Below are 24,430 nucleotides of genomic sequence, written 5' to 3'. Positions count from 1 at the left end.
AAACGAAAACGCCCTGCAGGTGCAGGGCGTTCGGTCAGCGCGAATGCGCTCAGGGCTGGTTGCGGTTCTGCTCACGCAGCAGGTCGCGGATCTCGGTGAGCAGCAGCTCCTCCTTGGTCGGCGCCGGCGGCGCGGCGGGCGCTTCGGCCTCCTTGCGACGCAGCGAGTTCATTGCCTTGATCGCGATGAAGATGGCGAACGCGACAATCAGGAAATCCACCACCGTCTGGATGAACGCGCCGTAGCGCAGCAGCACTGCCGGGGTTTCGCCAACCGCCTCCTTGAGCACGATCGCCAGATCGGAGAAATCCACGCCACCGATCAGCAGCCCCAGCGGCGGCATCACCACTCCGTCGACGAACGAAGAAACGATCTTGCCGAACGCCGCCCCGATGATGATACCGACGGCCATGTCGATCACATTGCCGCGCATGGCAAACGCCTTGAATTCGCTGATCAGGCTCATATGAGAAATCCTTAGCTGAGGAAGAAGTGCCAGCATGCGCGCCGCTCCGCGACGGCCGAGGCCCGCCGTAGAGCATAGGCGTTCGGTCGTGAGTCGACCACACCAACCGCACGTTCGTCGCGCGCCGCCAGCGCCGCGGCAATCGCTTGATCGCCGTCAACCGAGGAACACGGAGGCGCGGCTAAGGTAGCGCTTCCCTGTACATCCCGGAGCAGTTCCATGCACGTTGAACACCACCCCCTGGTCAAGGATTTCCCCGAAAAGCGCGAGCAGCTGCAGAAACTGCGTCAGGAAGATCCGGCTTTCGCCCGCAAGGCCGATGACTACGAAGCGCTGGACAAGCGCATCTGCCGCGTCGAAGACGGCGTTGAAACCCTCGACGATGCCGCACTGAACGCCCTCAAGCAGGAGCGTGTGAATCTGAAAGACGACATCGCCCGCGACCTCAAGCGCGCCGGTGGCAGCTGCTGCGGCGGCTGCTGCGGCTGAAGCCCGGCAGATGGTCAAGAAGCCCGCATTCGCGGGCTTCTTTGTTTGTGCCGTCCGTCAGAACAGCCCGCCGAAGCGGAATCCCGCGCCAACCCAGACGAATGCTACGGCGGTCAGCGTGATCAGCACGATATGCGCGCCCAGTTGCGGCAAACGTTGCGCGTCGAGTTTGGGAATCAGCGCCAGCCGCGCGTGCACGCCCAGCACTGCGGTCAGCCCGAGCAGCACCAGCTTGGCCTGGATCAGCTGCGCCGCCGGCGTCGCGCCGAACCACTGCGCATGCGGTAGCCACATGCTGGCCATCCACAAGCCCGTGACGATCTGGATCAGCAGCGCCGGAATGCCGATACGCTCGTAGATCTGCTCGAAGTTGCGCACCGGCTGCGGGTCGCGCTGGCGCAGCGCCTTGGGCAACACGCCGAACAACAGCACCAGATGACCGCCGACCCAGACGCTGGCGCCCAGCAGGTGCAGAAACAACAGATGACGCATGGCGCTCACTCCCGTTCGATTTGTTTACAGTCTGGCGGCTGCCGCGCCGCTTGTGGCTGATGGCAATCAAGTCAGCCGTTATCATGCGACTCCATTTGCCCCACGCGGAGTTTCCCATGGCCAAGGCCAAGCGCATGTATGGCTGCACCGAATGCGGCTCGACCTTCCCCAAGTGGGCCGGCCAATGCGGCGACTGCGGCGCCTGGAACACGCTGGTGGAAACCGTCGTCGAGGCCGCTCCCGCAGCGTCGGGGCGTGCCGGCTGGGCCGGTGATCAGGCCAACATCAAGACGCTGGCCGAAGTCAGCGTGGAAGAAGTGCCGCGCTTCTCCACCGCCTCCGGCGAGCTGGACCGCGTGCTCGGCGGCGGCCTGGTGGACGGCTCGGTGGTGCTGATCGGCGGCGACCCCGGGATCGGCAAGTCGACCATCCTGCTGCAGACCCTGTGCGCCATCGCCCAGCGCTATCCGGCACTGTACGTCACCGGTGAGGAATCCCAGCAGCAGGTCGCGATGCGCGCGCGCCGCCTGGACCTGCCGCAGGACAAGCTCAAGGTAATGACCGAAACCTGCATCGAGTCGATCATCGCCACCGCCCGGCTGGAAAAGCCTAAGGTGATGGTGATCGACTCGATCCAGACCATCTTCACCGAGCAGCTGCAGTCCGCGCCCGGCGGCGTCGCCCAGGTGCGCGAGAGCGCGGCGCTGCTGGTGCGCTACGCCAAGCAGAGCGGCACGGCGATCTTCCTGGTCGGGCACGTCACCAAGGAAGGCGCCCTGGCCGGGCCGCGCGTGCTCGAACATATGGTCGACACGGTGCTCTATTTCGAGGGCGAGTCCGACGGCCGCCTGCGCCTGTTGCGCGCGGTGAAGAACCGCTTCGGCGCGGTGAACGAACTCGGCGTGTTCGGCATGACCGACAAGGGTCTGAAGGAAGTCACCAACCCCTCGGCGATCTTCCTCACCCGCGCCCAGGAGGCGGTGCCGGGCAGCGTGGTGATGGCCACGTGGGAAGGCACCCGGCCGATGCTGGTGGAGGTGCAGGCGCTGGTCGACACCAGCCACCTGGCCAACCCGCGCCGCGTCACCCTGGGCCTCGACCAGAACCGCCTGGCCATGCTGCTGGCCGTGCTGCATCGCCATGGCAGCATCCCGACCTACGACCAGGACGTGTTCATCAACGTGGTCGGCGGCGTGAAGGTACTGGAAACCGCGGCGGATCTGGCGCTGATGGCCGCGGTGATCTCCAGCCTGCGCAACCGGCCGCTGGATACCGATCTGTTGGTATTCGGCGAGGTGGGCCTGTCCGGCGAGATCCGCCCGGTGCCGAGCGGTCAGGAGCGCCTGAAGGAGGCCGCCAAGCACGGCTTCAAGCGCGCCATCGTCCCCAAGGGCAACGCGCCGAAGGAGGCGCCGAGCGGGCTGCAGATCATCGCGGTGACGCGTCTGGAACAGGCGCTCGACGCGCTGTTCGAGTGACCGCTAGAAACCGCCCAGCGCCGCCAGCTCGCGCTCCAGCAACGTCTCGTCGCCGAGGTTGAGTTCGACCAGCCGGCGCAGGTGGGCGATCGAGTCGAGGTCGATGTGCTGGCAGGCGAAACCGATCAGCTCGCCCTCCTCGTGGGCCATCGTCACCTCCATGCGCACCTCCGCGTCACCGGACAGCCGCACCCGCGCCTGAAACGGTTGCGCGGCGTCGGCGTCCCACTGCTGCGGCCGGCGCACCAGCAGGCCCCGGAGCGACAGATCATGCAGCTCCACCGGCCAGCACCGCTCGCCCTGGCTCAGCTCGGTGGTGGCGTCGAACTCGATGCGCTGGAAGCGCCGACGGTCGCTGGGGGAATCAGTCATCAGAAAATCACTCCGCAAAACCTGGAATCACTATAGACAGCCGCGTCGGCGCATGCCGTCACAACCAGCGGCGCACGCGTCGGCAATAGTCACGGTAAGCGTCGCCGAACAGCTCGTTCAGCAGGCGCTCCTCGTGGACGATCACCCCGCGCTGCATGCTGTAGATCAGCAGCGGCAGCAGCAACCACGGCCACAGCGTGCCCCACAGCAAGGCGATGCCGACGTAGATCAGGCTGTCGGCCAGGTAGATCGGATTGCGCGAGAAGCGGAACGGCCCCTCTTCCAACAGCTTCGCCGGCGTGCCGTAAGGATTGACCGTGGTGCGCCGCCAGAGCATCAGCAAGCCGGCCCAGAGCATCAGCACCACACCGGCGTCGATCAGCCCCCAGCCGAGATAGTGCGTCCACAGATTCTGCGGCAGCCCGAGCGGCAGCAACCCATCGAGCGCCCAGGCGGCGGCGAGAAACAGCAGGTAGATCAGCGGGGGTGGCAGCAGGACGCCATTGGCACGCTTGAACATGGAAGGCTCCGGGTCGGGCGATTCGCTGCAGTCTACGCGGTTCGCTGGAGCACCGCTGCGCTAGGCCCGACGCCTAGCGCGGGGCGATGCTCAGCGCGTACTTGATCAGCGCCGCCGTGCCGTCGATGTTCAGCTTGCGGCGGATGCTCAGCCGGTGGGTTTCCACGGTACGCACGCTGATCGCCAGTTCCCGCGCCATCGCCTTGCTGTCCAGACCGCGGGCAAGCATCTGCAGGATCTGCTCCTCGCGCGGGGTGAGGTTGTGCGCGGCGGCGTCCTGCCGCTGTTCGGCCAGTCGACGGGTGATTTCCGCGCTGTAGAAAGTGCCGCCGGCGGCGACCGCCTCGATCGCGGCGATGATCTCCCGCGCCGAGGAATCCTTGAGAACGTAGCCACGCGCGCCGGCATGGATCGAACTGCGCACGTATTCGAGGTTGTCGTACATGCTCAGCATCAGCACTTGCAGCCGCGGGTACAGCTGGCACAGGCGCCGGGTCAGCTCGAGGCCGTTGGTGTCCTTCAGGCCGATGTCCAGCAGCAGCAGGTCCGGTTGTACCTGTTCGAGCAGTTCGAGCGCCGCGGCGCCGCTGTCCGCCTCGCCAACCACCTCGATCTGCGGCATCACGGCCAACAGCGCGCGAATGCCGTCGCGCACCAGCGTGTGGTCATCGACGAGGGCTATGCGGATCGGGGTGCCGGAATTCATGGGCGACTCTTCTGGCAGGCGGTGGCTCGCGGCTCAACTCGCCGAGACCGGCAATACTACATGCATCGCGCTGCCCTCAGAGCTGGACGAAAGACTGAGTTGTCCGCCGAGGTGCTCGACCCGCTCGCGGATGTTGCGCAGGCCGATGCCGCCGGGCATGCGCTCGATGGTGCGCGGATCGAAGCCGATGCCATCGTCGCGCACTTGCAGCTGCACGCCGTCGGCGCTCGGCGCGAGGTCGATCTGAACCAGGCTGGCGCGGGCATGCCGTTCGATGTTGGTCAGCGCTTCCTGGACGATACGAAACAGCGCCACCGCCACCGCATCGGGCAACGGTGCATCGCCCAGCTGCTGGCGGCAGACCACCGTCAATCCACACCGCTGCTCGAATTCCGTGGCCAGCTGGCCGATGGTCGCCGACAGCCCGAGGGTGTCGAGCAGCGAGGGGCGCAGATCGTGGGAGATGCGCCGTACCTCGCCGATGGCGCCGCCAAGCCGTTCGATGGCCTGTTCGAGGCTGTCCAGGCCGCCGCTGGCGCCGCGCTGCAGCTGATGGGCGGCCAGCTCGAACTGGAACTTGATCGACACCAGCAGCTGGCTAATGCCGTCATGCAGCTCGCGCGACACCCGCGAGCGCTCATCCTCCTGCAGGCTGAGCAGACGCTGGTTGAGTGCCTGCAGCTTGCGGTCGGCCAGACGGTGCTCCTTGATGCTCAACATCAGGCTGCCGATGAACACCACCAGCACCACGATCAGCGTCACCCCGGCGATGGCGATCATCGTCGCGCGGATACCGCTGGCCACCTCCGAGCGCACCTGCCGGGTGGCCTGCTCGATGTCTTCCAGGTAGATGCCGGTGCCGACCATCCAGCCCCAGCCGTCAAGCATGGTCACGTAGGCCAGCTTGTCGGTTTCCTGCCCGCTCGATGGCTTGCGCCAGGAGTAGCGCTGGAAACCGTCGCCGCTCATGGCGCTCTTGAGCAGCGCCTGGATCACCGGCAGGCCGTGGATGTCGGTCATGTGCCAGAGATCGCGGCCGACCAGCTCCGCCTGGCGCGGATGCATCAGGTTGCGGCCGCGGTCGTCGTAGACGAACAGATAGCCATCCTCGCCGAAACTGATTTTGCCCAGCACATCCAGCGCCTGCTTCTGCGCCGCGGCGTCGCCGCGCCCGCCATCGTGCAGCGGTGCGATCACGCTCAGCGCCATCGCCACGTAGTTCTTCAGCTCGGCCTGCTTGCTGGACAGGATGGCGCTCTCGATCAGCTGCACCTGCTGCTCGCCGAGCCGCTGGTTCTGCAGCAGCACCAGCGCGCAGATGATCGCCACCGCCAGCAACAGCGGCAGGATGCCGAGGGCAACGATCTTGTGCTTGAGCTGCATGGGACGTCTCGCGAATCGGAATGCGCGGATGCGCTGGGTCGGGGGCTCGCGACGCGCCTACGTAAATCTACGTAGCCACGCTGAGTAGTACTGCGAATACCGGCGATTGCAGGTTGTGGCGATAGTAGCAAGGCTCGCCCGAGGCGCGCGCATTCACCATGCCCAATAACAATGACGCCGCAGACCCTACAGTCGACGGCGGGAGATCTTCTTATGAACCGATTGGTCAGCCAGCTCGCCTGGTTCGCCCTCGCAGTGCTGGGCGCCGTCGCCCTCGGTGTCGTCGCACTGCGCCGCGGCGAAGCCATCAACGCACTCTGGATCGTGGTCGCCGCCGTGGCGATCTATCTGGTTGCCTACCGCTACTACAGCCTGTTCATCGCCACCAAGGTGATGCAGCTGGACCCCACCCGCGCTACCCCCGCCGTGCTCAACAACGATGGTCTGGACTTCGTGCCGACCAACAAGCACGTGCTGTTCGGCCACCACTTCGCCGCCATCGCCGGCGCCGGCCCGCTGGTCGGCCCGGTGCTCGCTGCGCAGATGGGCTATCTGCCCGGCACGCTCTGGCTGATCGCCGGCGTGGTGCTGGCCGGTGCGGTGCAGGACTTCATGGTCCTGTTCCTCTCCACGCGTCGCAACGCCCGCTCGCTGGGCGACATGGTGCGCGAGGAGATGGGGCGCATCCCCGGCACCATCGCGCTGTTCGGCTGCTTCCTGATCATGATCATAATCCTCGCGGTACTCGCGCTGATCGTGGTGAAGGCGCTGGCGCACAGCCCGTGGGGCATGTTCACGGTGATGGCGACCATCCCGATCGCCATGTTCATGGGCGTGTACATGCGCTACCTGCGTCCTGGCCGCATCGGCGAGATTTCCATCATCGGCGTGGCGCTGCTGCTCGGCTCGATCTGGCTCGGCGGGGAGATTTCCACCGATCCGTACTGGGCTGGCGTGTTCACTTTCACCGGCGAGCAGATCACCTGGATGCTGGTCGGCTACGGCTTCGTCGCCGCGGTACTGCCGGTGTGGCTGATCCTCGCGCCGCGCGACTACCTGTCGACCTTCCTCAAGATCGGCACCATCGCCGCGCTGGCCGTCGGCATCCTGATCCTCGCCCCCGAGCTGAAGATGCCGGCGCTGACCCAGTTCACCGACGGCACCGGCCCGGTGTGGAAGGGCGCGCTGTTCCCGTTCCTGTTCATTACCATCGCCTGCGGCGCGGTCTCCGGCTTCCACGCGCTGATCAGCTCGGGCACCACGCCCAAGCTGCTGGCCAACGAAACCCATGCCCGCTACATCGGTTACGGTGGCATGCTGATGGAGTCGATGGTCGCCATCATGGCCATGGTCGCCGCCTCGGTGATCGAGCCGGGCGTGTACTTCGCCATGAACAGCCCGCCGGCAGTGGTCGGTGCCGACGTCGCCAGCGTGGCCGCGGCGGTCAGCAACTGGGGCTTCGCCATCACCCCCGAAGCGCTGGAAGGCGTCGCCCGCGACATCGGCGAAACCAGCATCCTCAACCGCGCCGGCGGCGCGCCGACGCTCGCCGTGGGTATCGCACAGATCCTCCACCAGGTGCTGCCGGGCGAGAACACCATGGCGTTCTGGTACCACTTCGCGATCCTGTTCGAGGCACTGTTCATCCTCACCGCGGTGGACGCCGGCACCCGTGCCGGGCGCTTCATGCTGCAGGACCTGCTCGGCAACTTCGTGCCGGCGCTCAAGCGCACCGACTCCTGGGGCGCCAACGTGATCGCCACCGCCGGTTGCGTGGCGCTGTGGGGCTACCTGCTGTACCAGGGCGTGATCGACCCGCTGGGCGGCATCAATACCCTGTGGCCGCTGTTCGGCATCTCCAACCAGATGCTCGCCGGTATCGCGCTGATGCTCTGCAGCGTGGTGCTGATCAAGATGAAGCGTCAGCAGTACGTCTGGGTCACCCTGCTGCCGGCCCTGTGGCTGCTGATCTGCACCACTGTCGCCAGCCTGATCAAGCTGTTCGACGCCAACCCGGCGGTGGGCTTCCTCGCCCTGGCCGACAAGTACCGCACCGCGCTTGACGCCGGCCAGGTACTGGCGCCGGCCAAGGACCTGGGGCAGATGCAGAACGTGATCATGAACGCCTACACCAACGCCGGTCTGACCGTGCTGTTCCTGGTGGTGGTGTTCAGTATCCTGTTCTATGCGTTGAAGGTCGGCCGCGCCGCCTGGATTCGCAGCGAGCGCACGGACAAGGAAATGCCCTTCGAGAGCATGCCCAGCGCCTGACCCGGCCGCGCCGGGCGCCGCGAGGCGCCCGGCCTTCATTGCAAGAGGAGCACCGCCGTGTTCAACGACCTCAGCCGCATGGGCAAGTACCTCGGCCAGGCCGCGCGCATGCTGGTCGGCATGCCCGACTACGACACCTACCTCGAGCACATGCGCAACACGCACCCGGACCAGCCGGTGATGAGCTACGAGGCGTTCTTCCGCGAGCGCCAGGATGCGCGCTACGGGGGCGGTAAGGGCAGGCCCGTGCGCTGCTGTTAAAGCCGTAGGGCGGAACGCCGCAGGCTTTTCCACCGATTCGCGGTGCCTGACGGTGGACAACGCTTCGCGGTTGTCCACCCTACGCCAGATGCCGCCCCTGCCATTGATTCCCGTGCCACGCCTTGCCGTGGCGCGTTTCGTTGCGAGGAGTGCCTTCATGTCGCAAGCTCCCATCCCGGTCACCGTGCTGACCGGCTTTCTCGGCGCCGGCAAGACCACCCTGCTCAGGCACATGCTGCAGGCCGAGCACGGCCTGAAGCTGGCGGTGATCGAGAACGAGTTCAGCGAGACGCCCATCGACGGCCAGTTGCTCGGCAGCGAGCCGGTCGAGCTGCTGACCCTGGCCAATGGCTGCGTCTGCTGCTCGATCCATGTCGAGCTGGAGAAGGCGCTGTACCTGCTGCTGGACAAGCTGGACAGCGGCGAGCTGGCCTTCGAGCGCCTGGTCATCGAATGCACCGGCCTGGCCGATCCGGCGCCGGTGGCGCAGACCTTCTTCGCCGGCGACGAGCTGTGCGAGCGCTACGTGCTCGACGGCATCATCACCCTGGTGGATGCGGCCAATGCCGAGCGCCATCTGCAGGAATCCATTGCCCAGGCACAGGTCGGTTTTGCCGACCGTATCCTGCTGAGCAAGACCGACCTGGTCGAAGCCCCGGCCGTCGAGGCGCTGAGCCAGCGCCTGCAGCGGATCAACCGCCGCGCGCCGATCCATATCGTCGAGCACGGGCGCATCGAACTGGCCGAACTGCTCGATATCCGCGGCTTCAACCTCAACGCCGACATCGCCCCGACACCGGTCCTGCGGCCGTTGCTGCCGGCGACCAGCAAGGACCGCATCGCCACGCTGGTACTGCACAGCGAGCGTCCGCTGGACATGCAGCGCCTGAGCGCCTTCATGGAAGACCTGCTGGAGCACCACGGCAATTCGCTGCTGCGCTACAAGGGCGTGCTGGAGGTGGCCGGCGAGCCGCGCCGACTGGTGTTTCAAGGCGTGCTCAGGCTGTACGGCTTCGACTGGGACGCCGAATGGGCCGAAGGCGAGGCGCGGCGCAGCGTGCTGGTGTTCATCGGCGACAACCTGCCGGAAGCCGACATTCGCGCCGGCTTCGCCGCGATACAGGCGTAGGGAGGACAACGGCGCAGCCTTGTCCACCGCCCCGCGCTGCGGCTGGCGCGAGCCGGACCAGGCCACAGGCTGCTAACCCGCGCTGCACGCTGCCGGCCTGATTCCGCAACATTTCCTGCAAAAAAAAAGAAACCCGGCCGAGGCCGGGTTTCTTCATTGCCGCGCGCGAACCTTACTTGCCGTACACCGGCAGCTTGGCGCAAACGGCCTGGACCTTGGCGCGCACCGCATCGACCACGGACTCGTCACCCATGTTGTCGAGGATGTCGCAGATCCAGCCAGCCAGTTCACGGCACTCGGCTTCCTTGAAACCACGGGTGGTGACCGCCGGGGTGCCGATGCGCAGGCCGGAAGTGACGAACGGCGAACGCGGGTCGTTCGGCACGCTGTTCTTGTTCACGGTGATGAAGGCGCGGCCCAGAGCGGCGTCCGCGTCCTTGCCGGTGATGTCCTGCTTGATCAGCGAGAGCAGGAACAGGTGGTTCTGCGTGCCACCGGACACCACGTCGAAACCGCGCTGGATGAACACTTCGGCCATGGCCTGGGCGTTATTCACCACTTGCTGCTGGTATGCCTTGAACTCGGGCTGCAGGGCTTCCTTGAAGCACACCGCCTTGGCGGCGATGACGTGCTCCAGCGGGCCACCCTGGGCACCCGGGAAGACTGCGGAGTTGAGCTTCTTCTCGATCTCCTCGTTCTTCTTCGCCAGGATCAGGCCGCCGCGCGGGCCGCGCAGGGTCTTGTGGGTGGTGGTGGTGACCACGTCAGCGAACGGCACCGGGTTTGGGTAGACGCCAGCGGCGACCAGACCGGCCACGTGGGCCATGTCGACGAACAGGTAGGCACCGACCTTGTCGGCGATTTCGCGGAAACGCGGGAAGTCGAGTTTCTGCGAGTAGGCGGAGAAGCCGGCGACGATCATCTTCGGCTTGTGCTCGACGGCCAAACGCTCGACTTCGTCATAGTCGATCAGGCCCTGGTCGTTGATGCCGTACTGCACGGCGTTGTACAGCTTGCCGGAGGACGACACGGACGCGCCGTGGGTCAGGTGGCCGCCGTGGGCCAGGCTCATGCCGAGGATGGTGTCGCCCGCGCTGAGCAGCGCCAGGTAGACAGCAGCGTTGGCCTGGGAACCGGCGTGCGGCTGGACGTTGGCGTAGTCGGCGCCGAACAGCTCTTTGGCGCGGTCGATGGCCAGCTGCTCGACCACGTCGACGTGCTCGCAACCGCCGTAGTAGCGCTTGCCCGGGTAGCCTTCGGCGTACTTGTTGGTCAGCACCGAACCCTGGGCTTCCATCACCGCCGGGCTGGTGTAGTTCTCCGAGGCGATCAGCTCGATGTGGTCTTCCTGACGCTGGGCTTCCTGCTGCATGGCAGCGAAGAGTTCGGCGTCGAAGCGTTCGATGGTCAAGTCACGGCTGAACATGGCAGTCCTCTGAAGTCAGCTGGCGGTAAAAATAGAGCGGCGGATTCTACCCCAATCCGCCGCGCGACGGGTATGAGCGCCGGTCATGCACAAGATGAGCGCGGCTGCCGCAAGGCGCCGCCCCGGCCGGGCGCCGCGGTTTGCCCTGCCCGGTGCATTCGGGTAGCGTTGCGCCCTTTAAGCGCGCCCCGGCTACGCGGCTTCGCGCAGCGGGTTCGAGTCTCTTCATCACCGTCACGGGCATCGTTTTCATGGCTCAATACGTCTACACCATGCACCGGCTGAGCAAGGTCGTTCCGCCGAAGCGTGAGATCCTCAAGAACATTTCCCTGTCGTTCTTCCCGGGCGCCAAGATCGGCGTGCTCGGCCTGAACGGCGCCGGTAAGTCCACCCTGCTGCGCATCATGGCCGGCGTCGACACCGAGTTCGACGGCGAGGCCCGCGCCATGCCGGGCATCAATGTCGGCTACCTGCCGCAGGAGCCGCAGCTCGACCCCGAGAAGACCGTGCGCGAGATCGTCGAGGAAGCGGTCAGCGTGATCAAGGACGCCCAGGCGCGTCTGGACGCCGTCTACGCCGCCTACGCCGAGCCGGATGCCGACTTCGATGCGCTGGCCGCCGAGCAGGCCAAGCTCGAAGCGATCCTGCAGGCATCCGACGGTCACAACCTGGAGCGCCAGCTGGAAGTCGCCGCCGATGCCCTGCGCCTGCCGGCGTGGGACGCCAAGGTCGCGCACCTGTCCGGCGGCGAGAAGCGCCGCGTCGCGCTGTGCCGCCTGCTGCTGTCGGCGCCGGACATGCTGCTGCTGGACGAACCGACCAACCACCTGGACGCCGACTCGGTGGCCTGGCTGGAACATTTCCTCCACGACTTCCCCGGCACCGTGGTGGCGATCACCCACGACCGCTACTTCCTCGATAACGTCGCCGGCTGGATTCTCGAACTCGACCGTGGTCAGGGCATCCCGTTCGAGGGCAACTACTCACAGTGGCTGGAAGCCAAGGCCACGCGCCTGGAGCAGGAAGCCAAGCAGGAGTCGGCGCACAAGAAGGCCATGAAGGCGGAACTGGAGTGGGTGCGCCAGGGCGCCAAGGCCCGCCAGTCGAAGTCCAAGGCCCGTCTGGCGCGCTTCGAGGAAATGCAGTCGCAGGAATTCCAGAAGCGCAGCGAAACCAACGAGATCTACATCCCGGCCGGCCCGCGCCTGGGCGACAAGGTCATCGAACTGCACAACGTCCGCAAGGGCTACGGCGATCGCGTGCTGATCGACGACCTTTCCTTCAGCGTGCCGAAAGGCGCCATCGTCGGCGTGATCGGCGGCAACGGCGCGGGCAAGTCCACGCTGTTCCGCATGCTGATGGGCAAGGAAACCCCGGATTCGGGCAGCATCGAGATCGGCGAAACCGTACAGCTGGCCTGCGTCGACCAGAGCCGCGACGACCTGGACGGCAACAAGACGGTCTGGGAAGCGGTTTCCGACGGCCTCGACCAGATCCGCATCGGCAACTACGAGGTGCCGTCGCGCAGCTACGTCGGCCGCTTCAACTTCAAGGGCGCCGACCAGCAGAAGTTCGTCAAGGACCTCTCGGGCGGTGAGCGCGGCCGCCTGCACCTGGCGCTGACGCTCAAGCAGGGCGCCAACGTGCTGCTGCTCGACGAACCGTCCAACGACCTCGACGTGGAAACCCTGCGCTCGCTGGAAGAAGCGCTGCTGGACTTCCCCGGCTCGGCCATCGTCATTTCCCACGACCGCTGGTTCCTCGACCGCGTGGCCACCCACATCCTCTCCTACGAGGACGACGGCGGCGTGGTGTTCTTCGAAGGCAACTACAGCGACTACGAAGCCGACCGCAAGAAGCGCCTCGGCGACGCCGCTTCGCAGCCGCACCGGGTCAAGTACAAAAAGCTCGCACAATAATGGTGCACGACGGAGCCGCAAGGCTCCGTTTTTTTGTCCGGCGAACTTCGGGTGCGCCAGAACGGCGCTCGCTAGCAGCCTCTCCGCCTTTTTGCCTGCGACATTTTCGCGCACAGCGAACGACGACGAACCCCGCTCCAGGCCAATTCCCATCGGGCACTCCGCCGCGAATGCACCAATATAGTGCACTCAAAATCGGCGAACAGGATGCGTTTTGCACCGCTTCGGCGCATCGCGATGTACGTCGCACTTTCATGGAACGAATCAGGTTTGCTAAAGTCGCCCGCCAAAAAATTTTTAATGACGGCCGCACACGGTCGCCGAGGGCCCAAAAATGATCGAAACCGTTGATGCCTTTCTCGCCCGGCTCAAGCAGCGCGACCCCCATCAGCCAGAATTCCATCAGGCCGTAGAAGAGGTCGTCCGTAGCCTCTGGTCTTTCCTCGAAGCCAATCCGCGCTACATGCAGGCCGGCATCCTCGAACGCATGGTCGAGCCGGAACGCGCCATCATGTTCCGCGTACCGTGGATCGACGATCAGGGCCGCGTGCAGGTCAACCGCGGTTTCCGTATCCAGATGAGCAGCGCCATCGGCCCGTACAAGGGCGGCCTGCGCTTCCACCCGTCGGTCAACATCGGCGTGCTGAAATTCCTCGCCTTCGAGCAGGTATTCAAGAACTCCCTGACCTCGCTGCCAATGGGCGGCGGCAAGGGCGGCTCGGACTTCAACCCGAAGGGCAAGAGCGACAACGAAGTGATGCGCTTCTGCCAGTCGTTCATGAGCGAGCTGTACCGCCACATCGGTGCGGATCTCGACGTACCGGCCGGTGACATCGGCGTCGGCGGCCGCGAGATCGGCTTCCTCTTCGGCCAGTACAAGCGTCTGTCCAATCAGTTCACCTCGGTGCTGACCGGCAAGGGCCTCGCCTACGGCGGCAGCCTGATCCGCCCGGAAGCCACCGGCTACGGCTGCGTGTACTTCGCCCAGGAAATGCTCAAGAACATCCAGAGCGGCTTCGAGGGCAAGCGTGTCTCCATCTCCGGCTCCGGTAACGTCGCGCAATATGCCGCGCAGAAGGTCATGGAGCTGGGCGGCCACGTGGTTTCGCTGTCCGATTCGGGCGGCACCCTGCACTTCCCGGATGGCATGACCTGCGAGCAGTGGGACTACCTGATGGACCTGAAGAACGTCCGTCGCGGCCGCCTGGAAGAAATGGGCGCGCACTTCGGCGTCACCTACCTAGCCGACCAGCGTCCATGGAGCCTGCCGTGCGACATCGCGCTGCCGTGCGCCACGCAGAACGAACTGGACGGCGACGACGCCCGCACGCTGCTGAAGAACGGCTGCATCTGCGTGGCCGAAGGCGCCAACATGCCGTCGACGCTGGAAGCCGTGGACCTGTTCCTCGAGGCCGGCATCCTCTACGCACCGGGCAAGGCCTCCAACGCCGGCGGCGTGGCCTGCTCGGGTCTGGAAATGAGCCAGAACGCCATGCGCCTGCACTGGAGCGCCGGCGAGGTGGACACCAAGCTGCACAGCATCATGCAGTCGATCCACCACGCCTGCGTCGCCTACGGCGAGGAAGCGGACGGCCGGATCAACTACGTCAAGGGCGCAAACATCGCCGGCTTCGTCAAGGTTGCCGACGCCATGCTGGCCCAGGGCGTGGTGTAACCGCTACCGCAAGCCCCAGGCTGTACGCAACAAGAAAAGCCCCCGCCGGGTTGTCCGGCGGGGGCTTTTCGTTTGGGGGCCGGACTTGTCCGTAGGGTGGAAAACTCGCGCAGCGATTTTCCACGCGGCACATGCGCCGAAAGGGTGTTGCGCGTGGATGGCTTCGGCCATCCACCCTACGCATGGCCAAGTCGCAGGATCTTTTTCACCCCCTGCGGCCGGGCGGCGCTCCGCTTACCAGTAATTCTCCACCGCCACCTGTCCTGGCTTGCGGGTCAGCGCGAGGTTGAGGTCGCGGGCCTTCAGCACGGCGCGGGTATCTTCGATCATCTGCGGGTTGCCGCAGAGCATGATCCGCGAATGCTCGGGGGTCAGCTGCAGATCGGCGGCGCGCTCCAGCTCGCCGCTCTCGATCAGCGTGGTGATGCGCGCGTGCAGGGCGCCAGGCACCTGTTCGCGGGTGACCACCGGCAGGTACAGCAGCTTCGAACCCAGCCCGTCCAGATACTCGCGCTGCGGCAGTTCGGCGATCAGCCGCTGATAGGCCAGCTCGCGCGCTTCGCGCACGCTGTAGACGAGGATGATGCGCTCGAAGCGTTGCCAGGCCTGGAAATCCTGCAGGATCGACAGGAACGGCGCGATGCCGGTGCCGGTGGCCAACAACCAGAGGTCGCGCCCATCGGGGAAACGGTCCAGGGTCAGGAAGCCGAAGGCCTGCTTGTCGATCAGCAGCTCGTCGCCGACCTTGAGCCGGCTCAGTTCGCTGGTGAACTCGCCGTCCGGCACGACGATGGAGAAGAAGTCGAGAAACTCGTCGTGCGGTGCCGAGACCATCGAATAGGCGCGCCAGACAATGCAGCCGCTGGGCTTGCGCACGCCGAGGCGGGCGAACTGGCCGGCGCTGAAACGGAATCCCGGATCGCGACTGGTGCGCAGGGTGAACAGGCTGGGCGTCAGCGTCTGCACCTCGAGCAGGCGCTGGCGGGTGAACTTCTCTTCGCTGGCGGTCATACTTCGCTCCCTCCGAGCCTCTTTCGGACCTGCCGCACGCAGCGTCCGTAACGCCTTGATACTCCTTTCCGACGCCGACAAACACCGCCAGTTCTCATGCCTATTCTCGACACGCCCTACGCCCGCCTCGACCTGATCCGCCAGCCGGAGCAGCCGAACGAGCCGCTGCAGGCCTTCGATGCCGCCGACGAATACCTGCTCGCCGAGCTGCATCCGCGCGCCCTGCCGACGACCACGCGGGTGCTGATTCTCAACGACAGCTTCGGCGCGCTGGCCTGCGCCCTGGCGGCGCATGTCGACGTGACCAGCAGCGGCGACTCGCATCTGGCCCATCTGGCGCTGCAGAAGAACCTGGCGCGCAACGGGCTGCCGGCCGAGCGCGTGCGCTTCGTCCCGGCCAGCGAAGTGGCCCAGGGGCCGTTCGATCTGGTGCTGATTCGCGTACCGAAGACCCTGGCCTTGCTGGAAGAGCAGCTGATTCGCCTGCACGACCAACTGGCGCCGGGCGCACAGGTGATCGCCGCGGCGATGATCAAGCACCTGCCGCGCGCCGCCGGCGAACTGCTGGAGCAGTACATCGGCCCGCTGCAGGCCTCGCTGGCGGTAAAGAAGGCCCGCCTGCTCAGCGCCACGCCAAGCGCGAAACCGGCACCGCGGTCGCCCTACCCGACCCGCTACCAGCTCGAACAGCCGAAACTCGAATTGCTCAACCACGCCAACCTGTTCTGCCGCGAGGGTCTGGACATCGGCACCCGCGCCTTCCTGCCGCATCTGCCCAAGGCGCTGGGCGCGCTGCGCGTGGCCGATCTCGGTTGCGGCAACGGCGTACTCGGCATCGTTTATGCGCTGAACAACCCACAGGCCGAACTGACGCTGGTGGACGAGAGCTACATGGCCGTGCAGTCGGCGCGGGAAAACTGGCAGGCCATTCACGGCGAGCGCCCGGTGGAGATTCGTGCCGGCGATGGCCTCGCCGAGCAGCCGCCGGCCTCGCTGGACCTGGTGTTGTGCAATCCGCCGTTCCACCAGCAGCAGGTGGTCGGCGATTTCCTCGCCTGGCGCATGTTCACCCAGGCCAAGGCCGCGCTGCGCCAGGGCGGCGAACTGTGGATCGTCGGCAACCGCCACCTGGGCTATCACCTCAAGCTCAAGCGCCTCTACGGGCGGGTCGAGCAGGTCGCGGCGACGCCCAAGTTCGTCATCCTGCGCGCGATCAAGGGTTAGCCGGCTACCAGCATGTCGGCAGCCACCTCGCGGCGCTTGCTGCGGCCGGCCAGGCGCTCGACCAGCGTCAGGGCGAACTCCAGTGCGGTCGCCGGGCCCTGGCTGGTAATGCAGTTGCCGTCGACCACCACCGACTGATCGACGAACACGCTGCCGCTCAGCCTGTCGCTCATGCCCGGATAGCAGGTGACGCGGCGCCCCTTGAGCACGCCGTAGGCATGCAGCGCCACCGCCGGCGCGGCGCAGATCGCGGCGAACTCGCGACCGCCGGCCGCCTGCTGACGCACGCGCTCGGCCAGCGGCTCCAGCTCGCCGAGCGTCTGCGCGCCGGGCATGCCGCCAGGTAGCACGATCAGGTCGAAATCCTGCGCCAGCACGTCGAGCAGCATGGCATCGGCGGTGATCCGCGTACCGCGCGCGCAGGTCAGCATGCGCCGCTCCTCGGCGCTGGCGACGGTGACGTCGAGGTCGGCGCGGCGCAGCACGTCGATCAGGGTGACAGCTTCGAGATCCTCGGAACCGTCGGCGATCGGAATCAGGACACGTTTGCTCATGGGGCTTCTCCTGCTCGATGGAAATTCAAACGCACGTTCGGCCGGTGTAACATGCGCCGCCTTTGCGAGCGCCCTACGGATGGGCTTTGCTGTAGCAGGCCCACCTCCCCCACGACCGGCACGAGAGAATCGACCATGCTGGAAAAGCTGTTCCAACTCAAGGCGCACGGCACCAACGTGCGTACCGAGATCCTGGCCGGTGTCACCACCTTCCTGACCATGGCCTACATCCTCTTCGTCAACCCGAGCATCCTCAGCGAAACCGGCATGGACAAGGGCGCGATCTTCGTCGCCACCTGCCTGGCGGCGGCCATCGGTTCGGCGGTGATGGGCCTGATTGCCAACTACCCGATCGCCCTGGCGCCGGGCATGGGCCTCAACGCCTTCTTCACCTACACCGTGGTGCTGGGCATGGGCCACACCTGGCAGGTCGCGCTCGGCGCGGTATTCGTCTCCGCGTGTCTGTTCTTCCTGCTGTCGATCTTCAGAATCCGCGAATGGATCATCAACAGCATCCCACTGGAACTGCGCTCGGCCATCGCCGCGGGCATCGGCCTGTTCCTCGCGTTGATCGCCCTGCAGAGCGCCGGCATCGTCGTCGACAACCCGGCGACCCTGGTCGGCATGGGCGACCTCGGCAAGCCGCAGGCGCTGCTGGCGATCCTCGGCTTCTTCCTGATCATCGGCCTGGAAGCCCGCGGCGTCACCGGCGCGGTGCTGATCAGCATCCTCCTGGTGACGGTCATCAGCATCCTGCTCGGGGTGTCCGAGTTCGGAGGCGTGGTGTCGATGCCACCGTCGCTGGCGCCGACCTTCCTGCAACTCGACATCATGGGCGCGCTGGATGTGGGGCTGGTCAGCGTGATCTTCGCCTTCCTCTTCGTCGACCTGTTCGACAACTCCGGCACGCTCATCGCGGTGGCGAAGAAGGCCGGCTTGATGCGCAAGGACGGCTACCTGCCGAAGATGGGCCGCGCGCTGATCGCCGACAGCACCGCGGCGCTCGGCGGCTCGCTGCTGGGCACCTCGACCACCACCAGCTACATCGAATCGGCCGCGGGCGTCAGCGCCGGGGGGCGTACCGGGCTGACCGCCATCGTGGTTGCCGTGCTGTTCCTGCTGGCGCTGTTCTTCGCGCCGCTGGCCGGCAGCGTACCGGCGTTCGCCACCGCGCCGGCACTGCTGTTCGTTGCCGTGCTGATGGCCTCCGGCCTTGCCGAGATCGACTGGCATGACCTCACCGTCGCCGCGCCGGTGCTGATCACCGCCCTGGCGATGCCGCTGACCTACTCCATCGCCACCGGTATCGCCTTCGGCTTCATCGCCTGGGTCGCCGCCAAGTTCCTCGCCGGCCGCGCGCGCGAGCTGAGCGTGGCGATGTGGGTGCTGTCGGCGCTGTTCGTGGTCAAGCTGGCATTCCCCGGCTGATCGCGGCCGCCGCTCAGGTCGGGCGACCACGCGCGCCCGGCCTGACAACCCTCCCCGCCGTCCGTACAATCGTCGCCCCACCGCTGGCGCTCGCCCAGCCGCCCGCCGCCGGCTCCATCACGCAACGACCGCCGCCATGACCCAGCTTCGCTTCGACCCCGCCCGCTACGACAGCCAACTCGCCGAGAAGGCCGCGCGCCTGCAGGCACTGCTCGCGCCCTTCGCCGCACCCGCCGCGCAGGTCTTCGACTCGCCGCGCGAGCACTACCGCCTGCGCGCCGAATTCCGCCTGTGGCGCGAAGACGGCCAGCGCCACTACGCGATGTTCGAGCCGGGCGACAAGCACAAGGCGATCCTGATCGACGAGTTCCCCATCGCCAGCCGCCGCATCAATGAGCTGATGCCACAACTGAAAGCTGCCTGGCAGGCATCGGAAGTGCTGAGCTTCAAGCTGTTCCAGGTGGAATTTCTCACCACCCTGGCAGGCGACGCGCTGATCACCCTCGCCTACCACCGCCCGCTGGACGAGGCCTGGCAGGCCGCAGCCGAACAGCTCGCCGCGCAACTGGGCGTCAGCCTGGTCGGCCGCTCCAAGGGCAAGCGCATCGTCATCGGCCGCGACTACGTGGAAGAAGCACTGGTCGTCGCCGGACGGACATTCCGCTATCGCCAACCGGAGGGCGCCTTCACCCAGCCCAACGGCGAGGTCTGCCAGAAGATGCTCAACTGGGCCTTCGACGCGCTCGGTCAGCGCGACGACGACCTGCTGGAGCTGTACTGCGGTAACGGCAACTTCACTCTGCCACTGGCCACCCGCGTGCGTCGCGTGCTGGCCACCGAGATCAGCAAGACCTCGGTCAACGCGGCGCTGGCCAATATCGCTGACAACGGCATCGACAACATCGAGCTGGTGCGGCTCTCCGCCGAGGAGCTGACCCAGGCCCTCAACGAGGTGCGGCCGTTCCGCCGCCTCGCCGATATCGATCTGAAGAGCTACGACTTCGGCAGCGTCTTCGTCGACCCACCGCGCGCCGGCATGGACCCGGATACCTGCGAGCTGACCCGTCGCTTCGAGCGCATCCTCTACATCTCCTGCAACCCGGAAACCCTGGCGCAGAACATCGCCCAGCTGGCCGACACCCACCGCATCGAACGCTGCGCGCTGTTCGACCAGTTCCCCTACACCCACCACATGGAGTCCGGGGTGCTGCTGGTCCGCCGCTGAGCCACACCCAGCGCCGCGACACGGCGGATAAGGCTGCGCCGTTATCCGCCCTACACCCCGTCGATCACCCGATGCGCAGGCTGGAAAACGGCCAACGGCCTTACCCACACGTCAGTATTCGACCTGCAGTTCGGCGCTGCGCGGTTCGGCTTGGCAGGCCAGCGCCCAGCCCTGACGCACCTCGCTTTCGCTCAGCACCTGGTTGCTGCGCATGCTCACGCTGCCCTCCACCACCCGGCACTTGCAGGCGGCGCAGACACCCGAGCGGCACGCGCTCGGCGGTTGCAGGCCAGCCTGTTCCATGGCCTCCAGCAGCACCTCGCCGCGCGGCACGTCCAGCTCGTGACGGCGACCGTCGAGCGCGACCCGCAGGCGGCTGCGGCGCCCGCCCGGTGCGGCCGTCGGCGCTGCGGCGGCAAAGCGTTCCAGATGGATACGCGCCGCATCCACACCCCGCTCGCCCAGCGCGGCACCGGCGGCATCCATGAACGGCTGCGGCCCGCAGATGAAGGCGTCGGCCACCGTCCAGTCGGCAATCTTCGTGGCAATCGCCGGGCCGCTCGGCACACCCTGCTCGGCATCGAGCCAGATGCGCAGCTGCAGGCGCTCGGGGTAACGCGCAAACCACTCGGCCAGCTCCTCGGCAAAGATCAGCGAGGCGGCATCGCGGCTGGCATAGAACAGCCGTACCTGCCCGCTGCCCTCGACCAGCGCCGCCTGCAGGATCGCCATCAGCGGCGTGATACCGCTGCCGGCGCCGAGCAGCAGCAGATCGTCATCCAGGTTGCGCGGCACGAACACGCCGGCCGGCGGCAGCGCCTCGATGCAATCGCCGGCCTGCAGGTTGTCCAGCAGCCAGTTCGACGCGCGGCCGCTGGGCACCCGCTTGATGGTGATGCGCAGCGCGCCATCCGCCTGCGGCCGCTGCGACAGCGAGTAGCAGCGCAGCAGCGCCGGCTCGGCAGCGGGCACCTTCAGCGTGAGGAACTGCCCCGGCTGCGCGGCAAAGCGTGCGCGCTGGGCGGCCGGCACCTGCAGGGTGAACGAGCAGCTGTCGGCGGTTTCGGCCTGGCGTGAGACGATGCGCAGACGGGTGAATTCACCGGCAACCGGCGTCGGCGACGATGCGAGTGAGGTCGCCACCGCAGTCGCTGCCGGCGCCGCGGCCGAAGCCGAAGCCGAAGCCGAAGCCGAAGGTGCAGTCGAAGCCGCCCCCGCCTTGGGCACGCCGCGCAGCATCGGCCATACCGACTTGCGGCGGAACAGCAGCACATAGCCGACATGCAGGCCGATCAGCCACAGCCCCAGGTTGGCGAAGAACTCGTGCACCTCCTCGGCATCGCCCATCCAGCCGATGAAATCGATGTCGCTGGCAGCGCCGAAGACATCCGGCCCCACGCCCGGCAGCGCGGCCAGCACATCGCCGTTATCGACCATGCCCAGGCCGACCAGGCTGGCGACGGCGAAACTGCCCAGCGCGCCGACCGTCAGCCACTTGCCGAGGCTCGACAGGCCGGGCTTGCTCCGCTGGCCCTTCGGCGGCAGCAGCTGCGGGAAGCCGCGCAGGCGCAGCGGCACGATCAGCAGGCGCCACACCAACAGCGCGACCAGGCCGTAGCCCAGCCAGATATGCAGCGTCTCGGCGTCGTCACCGCTGAGGTAGGCGCCAAGAAAGAAACCGGCCAGCAGCCAGTGGAACAGACGGAAACGATTGAAAGCAGCCACGACGGCGATCCTCTTTGATGGATGCCGTCTTTGTATTCCCGCGAGCTGAAACGAAACTGAACGCCACCGGCCGCTGCGGTTCAGCTTGGCGTAAGGCAGCGCGCCTAGGCTGCGCTCATTCCCAACCGGAGAGCGCACCATGAAAGCCCGCTGGATCATCCTCCTGTCCTGCTGCCTGAGCCTGCCGGCCCTGGCCGAAACCGAACACCCGCTGCTGGCCGGCTACGCCGCCCAGGCGCGCCAGGAGAATCCGAACTTCGCCGGTTTCTCCGCCGAGCGCGGCAAGGCGCTGTACTTCGCCGAGGAGCAGCGCGACGGCAAGACCATGAGCTGCACCACCTGCCACACCGCCGACCCGCGCCAGCCCGGCAAGACCCCGGCGCACCGCAAGGTCGATCCGCTGGCGCCGGCAGCCAACCCCGAGCGCTTCACCGACCTGAAGAAGGTCGAGAAATGGTTCCGCCGCAACTGCGACGACGTCTACGCCCGTGAATGCACCGCGCAGGAGAAGGGCGACTTCATCAGCTGGATCGACAGCATCAAATAGGAGCCGGCCATGAAGATTGCACCCCTCGCCGCCGTCGCCGGGCTGGGCCTGACCCTGGTACTGGCCGGCCTCAGCTTCGCTGATGACGACGACCATCACGAGCGCAAGGGCTACAAGCGGCCCAAGCGCCTGTCGGTACCCAGCGACGCGCCGCTGGTGTGGAAGGAAGAATGCGCGGCCTGCCACATGCTCTATTCCCCCGGCCTGCTTCCTGCCGATGCCTGGCGCGAGCAGATGCGCACCCTGGGCGACCACTACGGCAGCAACGCGTCGCTGGACCCGCTGCAGGAAAAGGAAATTCTCGATTTCCTGGTCCGCGCCTCGGCCGCCAACCGCCTGCCGGTGGAACCGTCACCGACCGCCGGCGAGCCGCCACGCATCAGCCAGACGCGCTGGTTCGAGCACAAGCATGACGAAGTCAGCGAAGCCAAGTTCGCCCGCGAGGCGGTCGGCGGCCGCTTCAACTGCGTAGCCTGCCATCGCGACGCGGAAAAAGGCGACTTCGACGAGGACCGGGTGAAGATTCCACGCTGAGGCAAAAATAACCGGAACATTTCGCCAACCGTTGCGTTATATCCCTGCGGCAACCCGGCCGGCAGCGTATGCGGTCAGCCCAGACGAGCGCTTAATGAACGACAGCGAACAGGACCTCATCCAGCAGGCCGCGCGTGGTGATCGCCAGGCGTTCGGCACGCTGGTGCGCGTCCATCAGGCGCGGGTCTACCACTTCCTCCGTCGCCTGCTCGGCAGCACCGACGAGGCCGCGGACCTGACCCAGGAAACGTTCATCCGCGCCTTCCAGGCGCTGCCCAGATGGCGCCCGGAGGCACGCTTGCAGACCTGGCTGCTGCAGATCGCGCGCAATGCCGCGCTGGATACGCTGCGCCAGCGGCAGCGCTACGTCGACGTGGCGCCGGAGGAGCAGGCCGAGCCGGTCGATCCGGCGCCGTCGCCGCTAAGCCGACTGCAGAGCGCGCGCGATCTGGCATTGCTGGAACGCTTGCTGGCCCGCCTGCCCCACGAACAGCGCGAGATCCTGCTGCTGCGCGAGGTGGAAGGGCTGGCCTACGACGAACTGGCCGCCACGCTGCAGCTCAACGCCGGCACCGTCAAGTCGCGCCTGGCGCGCGCCCGCGAGGCGCTGCTGCACGGCTACCGTCAGGCCAACGGAGGCACCCTCGATGACTGAGCACCTGGACATGGCGACGCTGTCCGCCTACCTCGACAACCAACTCGACGCCGCCGAACAGCGCCACGCCGACGGCCACCTGGCGGTTTGTCCGCAGTGTCGCGCGACGCTGGCCGAACTCGACGGGCTCGGCCAGGGCTTGCGTGCGCTGGCCTGTCCGGAGCTGCCGGCCGGGTTGCAGGCGCGTCTGCAGCGGCCCTTTGCGCCGCCACCCGCGCGCAGCGGGTGGGCGCGCCACTGGGCGCAGGGTATCGGTGCCGCGGCATCGGTTCTGCTCGGCCTGCTGCTCGGCTACACCCTGCCCGGCCAGCCGTCGGGCAGCTCACCCAGCCACGACCTGCTCGCCGTCCTCGGCAGCGCGCCACCCGGCGCGCTCTGCGCGCGTCCCGAATTCTGCTATCTGAAGGTAAACCTGAAATGAGCAACACCACCCTGCGCAACGCCCTGGCCCTGTCGGTGCTGGTCAACGTCGGCGTGCTCGCCGGCCTCGGCTGGCAGAAACTCAGTCGCGATGGCCTGCCGATGCCCTCTGGCGCACCGACCGAGCTGTCGCGCGAGCTGCAACTGAGCGCCAGCCAGCTGCAGCGCTGGCACGATGCCGAGGCGCCGTTCCTGGCCTACCTGCGCGCCTCCAACGCCAGCCTCGGCGAACACCGCAACCGGCTGATCGAGGCGATCTTCGCCGAACAGGTGGACCGCACGGTGATCGACGCCGAGCAGGCGAAGATCGCCGAACTGCAGAACGAACAGCAGCGCCTGCTCATCGACCAGCTGCTGCAGGAGCGCGAGATCCTCGAACCGCAGCAGCGCGCGCGGCTCGCCCAGGTGCTCACGCAGCAGTCGTTCGGCGCCGACAGCATCGAGCAACTGCACCGCAAATGACCGATTGCACCGCGCCATGGAACAAATCCATCGCGCCTGCGTTAGAACATCAGGAGCC

At 66.6% G+C, this 24,430-nt stretch carries 25 protein-coding genes; 15 read left to right on the top strand and 10 right to left on the bottom strand.

Annotation, left to right across the window (positions count from 1 at the left end; translation table 11 throughout):
* Positions 1-49: 49 nt before the first annotated feature.
* Positions 50-466 (bottom strand): large-conductance mechanosensitive channel protein MscL, encoded by a 417-nt coding sequence (mscL, locus tag U8L64_RS03210; protein ID WP_155551484.1) that lies wholly within the window; start codon positions 464-466, stop codon positions 50-52.
* 219 nt (positions 467-685) lie between these two features.
* Here mscL and U8L64_RS03205 point away from each other — a divergent pair, with 219 nt between their 5' ends.
* Complete coding sequence (locus tag U8L64_RS03205; protein WP_234303303.1) at positions 686-955, top strand: YdcH family protein; 270 nt, start codon at positions 686-688, stop codon at positions 953-955.
* Between the two features lie 57 nt (positions 956-1,012).
* Here U8L64_RS03205 and U8L64_RS03200 read toward each other — a convergent pair whose 3' ends face one another.
* The gene (locus tag U8L64_RS03200) at positions 1,013-1,447 is read right to left on the bottom strand and encodes a CopD family protein (protein WP_333393933.1); all 435 of its coding nucleotides are present in this window, start codon (positions 1,445-1,447) and stop codon (positions 1,013-1,015) included.
* Between the two features lie 116 nt (positions 1,448-1,563).
* Here U8L64_RS03200 and radA point away from each other — a divergent pair, with 116 nt between their 5' ends.
* Complete coding sequence (radA, locus tag U8L64_RS03195; RefSeq protein ID WP_054093487.1) at positions 1,564-2,925, top strand: DNA repair protein RadA; 1,362 nt, start codon at positions 1,564-1,566, stop codon at positions 2,923-2,925.
* Between the two features lie 3 nt (positions 2,926-2,928).
* Here the strand turns inward: radA and U8L64_RS03190 are convergent, their stop codons facing one another.
* The 4 genes from U8L64_RS03190 to U8L64_RS03175 all read right to left on the bottom strand — a co-directional run bounded on the left by U8L64_RS03190 (position 2,929) and on the right by U8L64_RS03175 (position 5,906).
* Positions 2,929-3,297 (bottom strand): PilZ domain-containing protein, encoded by a 369-nt coding sequence (locus U8L64_RS03190; RefSeq protein ID WP_054093486.1) that lies wholly within the window; start codon positions 3,295-3,297, stop codon positions 2,929-2,931.
* A gap of 58 nt (positions 3,298-3,355) precedes the next feature.
* Positions 3,356-3,817, bottom strand: a complete 462-nt coding sequence (locus tag U8L64_RS03185) for a methyltransferase family protein (RefSeq protein ID WP_054093485.1) — start codon at positions 3,815-3,817, stop codon at positions 3,356-3,358.
* 73 nt (positions 3,818-3,890) lie between these two features.
* Positions 3,891-4,523 carry a response regulator transcription factor gene (locus tag U8L64_RS03180; protein ID WP_333393928.1) on the bottom strand — a complete coding sequence of 211 codons (633 nt, stop codon included), beginning with the start codon at positions 4,521-4,523 and terminating at the stop codon, positions 3,891-3,893.
* Between the two features lie 33 nt (positions 4,524-4,556).
* The gene (locus tag U8L64_RS03175) at positions 4,557-5,906 is read right to left on the bottom strand and encodes a cache domain-containing protein (protein ID WP_333393926.1); all 1,350 of its coding nucleotides are present in this window, start codon (positions 5,904-5,906) and stop codon (positions 4,557-4,559) included.
* 213 nt (positions 5,907-6,119) lie between these two features.
* Here U8L64_RS03175 and U8L64_RS03170 point away from each other — a divergent pair, with 213 nt between their 5' ends.
* The 3 genes from U8L64_RS03170 to yjiA all read left to right on the top strand — a co-directional run bounded on the left by U8L64_RS03170 (position 6,120) and on the right by yjiA (position 9,567).
* A complete protein-coding gene (locus U8L64_RS03170) occupies positions 6,120-8,177 on the top strand; it encodes a carbon starvation CstA family protein (RefSeq protein ID WP_333393924.1) in 2,058 nt (685 codons plus the stop codon).
* Positions 8,178-8,234: 57 nt separating this feature from the next.
* Entirely contained in the window at positions 8,235-8,438 is a 204-nt protein-coding gene (locus U8L64_RS03165) for a YbdD/YjiX family protein (protein WP_043298018.1), read from the top strand.
* Between the two features lie 157 nt (positions 8,439-8,595).
* On the top strand, positions 8,596-9,567 hold the full coding sequence (gene yjiA, locus U8L64_RS03160) for a GTPase (protein WP_333393922.1): 972 nt from the start codon (positions 8,596-8,598) through the stop codon (positions 9,565-9,567).
* A gap of 172 nt (positions 9,568-9,739) precedes the next feature.
* Here the strand turns inward: yjiA and glyA are convergent, their stop codons facing one another.
* Positions 9,740-10,993 carry a serine hydroxymethyltransferase gene (glyA, locus tag U8L64_RS03155; protein ID WP_333393920.1) on the bottom strand — a complete coding sequence of 418 codons (1,254 nt, stop codon included), beginning with the start codon at positions 10,991-10,993 and terminating at the stop codon, positions 9,740-9,742.
* A 251-nt stretch (positions 10,994-11,244) separates the two neighbouring features.
* On the opposite strand from glyA, the gene ettA reads away from it, so the two are divergent.
* Both ettA and gdhA read left to right on the top strand, forming a co-directional pair.
* Positions 11,245-12,912, top strand: a complete 1,668-nt coding sequence (ettA, locus tag U8L64_RS03150; RefSeq protein WP_333393918.1) for an energy-dependent translational throttle protein EttA — start codon at positions 11,245-11,247, stop codon at positions 12,910-12,912.
* 334 nt (positions 12,913-13,246) lie between these two features.
* Positions 13,247-14,587 carry an NADP-specific glutamate dehydrogenase gene (gdhA, locus tag U8L64_RS03145; protein ID WP_043298022.1) on the top strand — a complete coding sequence of 447 codons (1,341 nt, stop codon included), beginning with the start codon at positions 13,247-13,249 and terminating at the stop codon, positions 14,585-14,587.
* A gap of 234 nt (positions 14,588-14,821) precedes the next feature.
* Here the strand turns inward: gdhA and U8L64_RS03140 are convergent, their stop codons facing one another.
* A complete protein-coding gene (locus tag U8L64_RS03140; RefSeq protein ID WP_138301033.1) occupies positions 14,822-15,598 on the bottom strand; it encodes a ferredoxin--NADP reductase in 777 nt (258 codons plus the stop codon).
* A gap of 96 nt (positions 15,599-15,694) precedes the next feature.
* On the opposite strand from U8L64_RS03140, the gene U8L64_RS03135 reads away from it, so the two are divergent.
* Entirely contained in the window at positions 15,695-16,822 is a 1,128-nt protein-coding gene (locus U8L64_RS03135; protein ID WP_333393912.1) for a class I SAM-dependent methyltransferase, read from the top strand.
* On the opposite strand, the gene U8L64_RS03130 is transcribed toward U8L64_RS03135, so the two are convergent.
* Entirely contained in the window at positions 16,819-17,376 is a 558-nt protein-coding gene (locus tag U8L64_RS03130; RefSeq protein ID WP_333393910.1) for a DJ-1 family glyoxalase III, read from the bottom strand. The two genes, U8L64_RS03135 and U8L64_RS03130, sit on opposite strands and share 4 nt — an antisense overlap.
* Positions 17,377-17,511: 135 nt before the next feature.
* On the opposite strand from U8L64_RS03130, the gene U8L64_RS03125 reads away from it, so the two are divergent.
* Both U8L64_RS03125 and trmA read left to right on the top strand, forming a co-directional pair.
* On the top strand, positions 17,512-18,804 hold the full coding sequence (locus tag U8L64_RS03125) for an NCS2 family permease (protein WP_043298026.1): 1,293 nt from the start codon (positions 17,512-17,514) through the stop codon (positions 18,802-18,804).
* A 136-nt stretch (positions 18,805-18,940) separates the two neighbouring features.
* Positions 18,941-20,029 (top strand): tRNA (uridine(54)-C5)-methyltransferase TrmA, encoded by a 1,089-nt coding sequence (gene trmA, locus U8L64_RS03120; RefSeq protein WP_234303296.1) that lies wholly within the window; start codon positions 18,941-18,943, stop codon positions 20,027-20,029.
* A 111-nt stretch (positions 20,030-20,140) separates the two neighbouring features.
* Here trmA and U8L64_RS03115 read toward each other — a convergent pair whose 3' ends face one another.
* On the bottom strand, positions 20,141-21,754 hold the full coding sequence (locus U8L64_RS03115) for a 2Fe-2S iron-sulfur cluster-binding protein (protein WP_333393907.1): 1,614 nt from the start codon (positions 21,752-21,754) through the stop codon (positions 20,141-20,143).
* A gap of 139 nt (positions 21,755-21,893) precedes the next feature.
* Here U8L64_RS03115 and U8L64_RS03110 point away from each other — a divergent pair, with 139 nt between their 5' ends.
* The 5 genes from U8L64_RS03110 (at position 21,894) to U8L64_RS03090 (ending at position 24,372) form a co-directional block, all read left to right on the top strand.
* On the top strand, positions 21,894-22,301 hold the full coding sequence (locus U8L64_RS03110) for a DUF1924 domain-containing protein (protein ID WP_033937770.1): 408 nt from the start codon (positions 21,894-21,896) through the stop codon (positions 22,299-22,301).
* Positions 22,302-22,310: 9 nt separating this feature from the next.
* Positions 22,311-22,835 (top strand): hypothetical protein, encoded by a 525-nt coding sequence (locus U8L64_RS03105; RefSeq protein ID WP_333393901.1) that lies wholly within the window; start codon positions 22,311-22,313, stop codon positions 22,833-22,835.
* Between the two features lie 94 nt (positions 22,836-22,929).
* Positions 22,930-23,490 (top strand): RNA polymerase sigma factor, encoded by a 561-nt coding sequence (locus U8L64_RS03100; protein ID WP_054093473.1) that lies wholly within the window; start codon positions 22,930-22,932, stop codon positions 23,488-23,490.
* Complete coding sequence (locus U8L64_RS03095; protein ID WP_054093472.1) at positions 23,483-23,911, top strand: anti-sigma factor family protein; 429 nt, start codon at positions 23,483-23,485, stop codon at positions 23,909-23,911. The genes U8L64_RS03100 and U8L64_RS03095 overlap by 8 nt, the downstream gene beginning before the upstream one ends.
* On the top strand, positions 23,908-24,372 hold the full coding sequence (locus tag U8L64_RS03090; RefSeq protein WP_061340095.1) for a periplasmic heavy metal sensor: 465 nt from the start codon (positions 23,908-23,910) through the stop codon (positions 24,370-24,372). Before U8L64_RS03095 ends, U8L64_RS03090 begins: the two co-directional genes overlap by 4 nt.
* Positions 24,373-24,430: the final 58 nt, after the last annotated feature.

The organism is Pseudomonas sp. FIP_A4 (genome assembly GCF_036701605.1).
Lineage (GTDB): Bacteria > Pseudomonadota > Gammaproteobacteria > Pseudomonadales > Pseudomonadaceae > Stutzerimonas > Stutzerimonas phenolilytica.
Note: the sequence above shows the minus strand (reverse complement) of the source record. Positions and strands in the feature narration are given on the sequence as shown.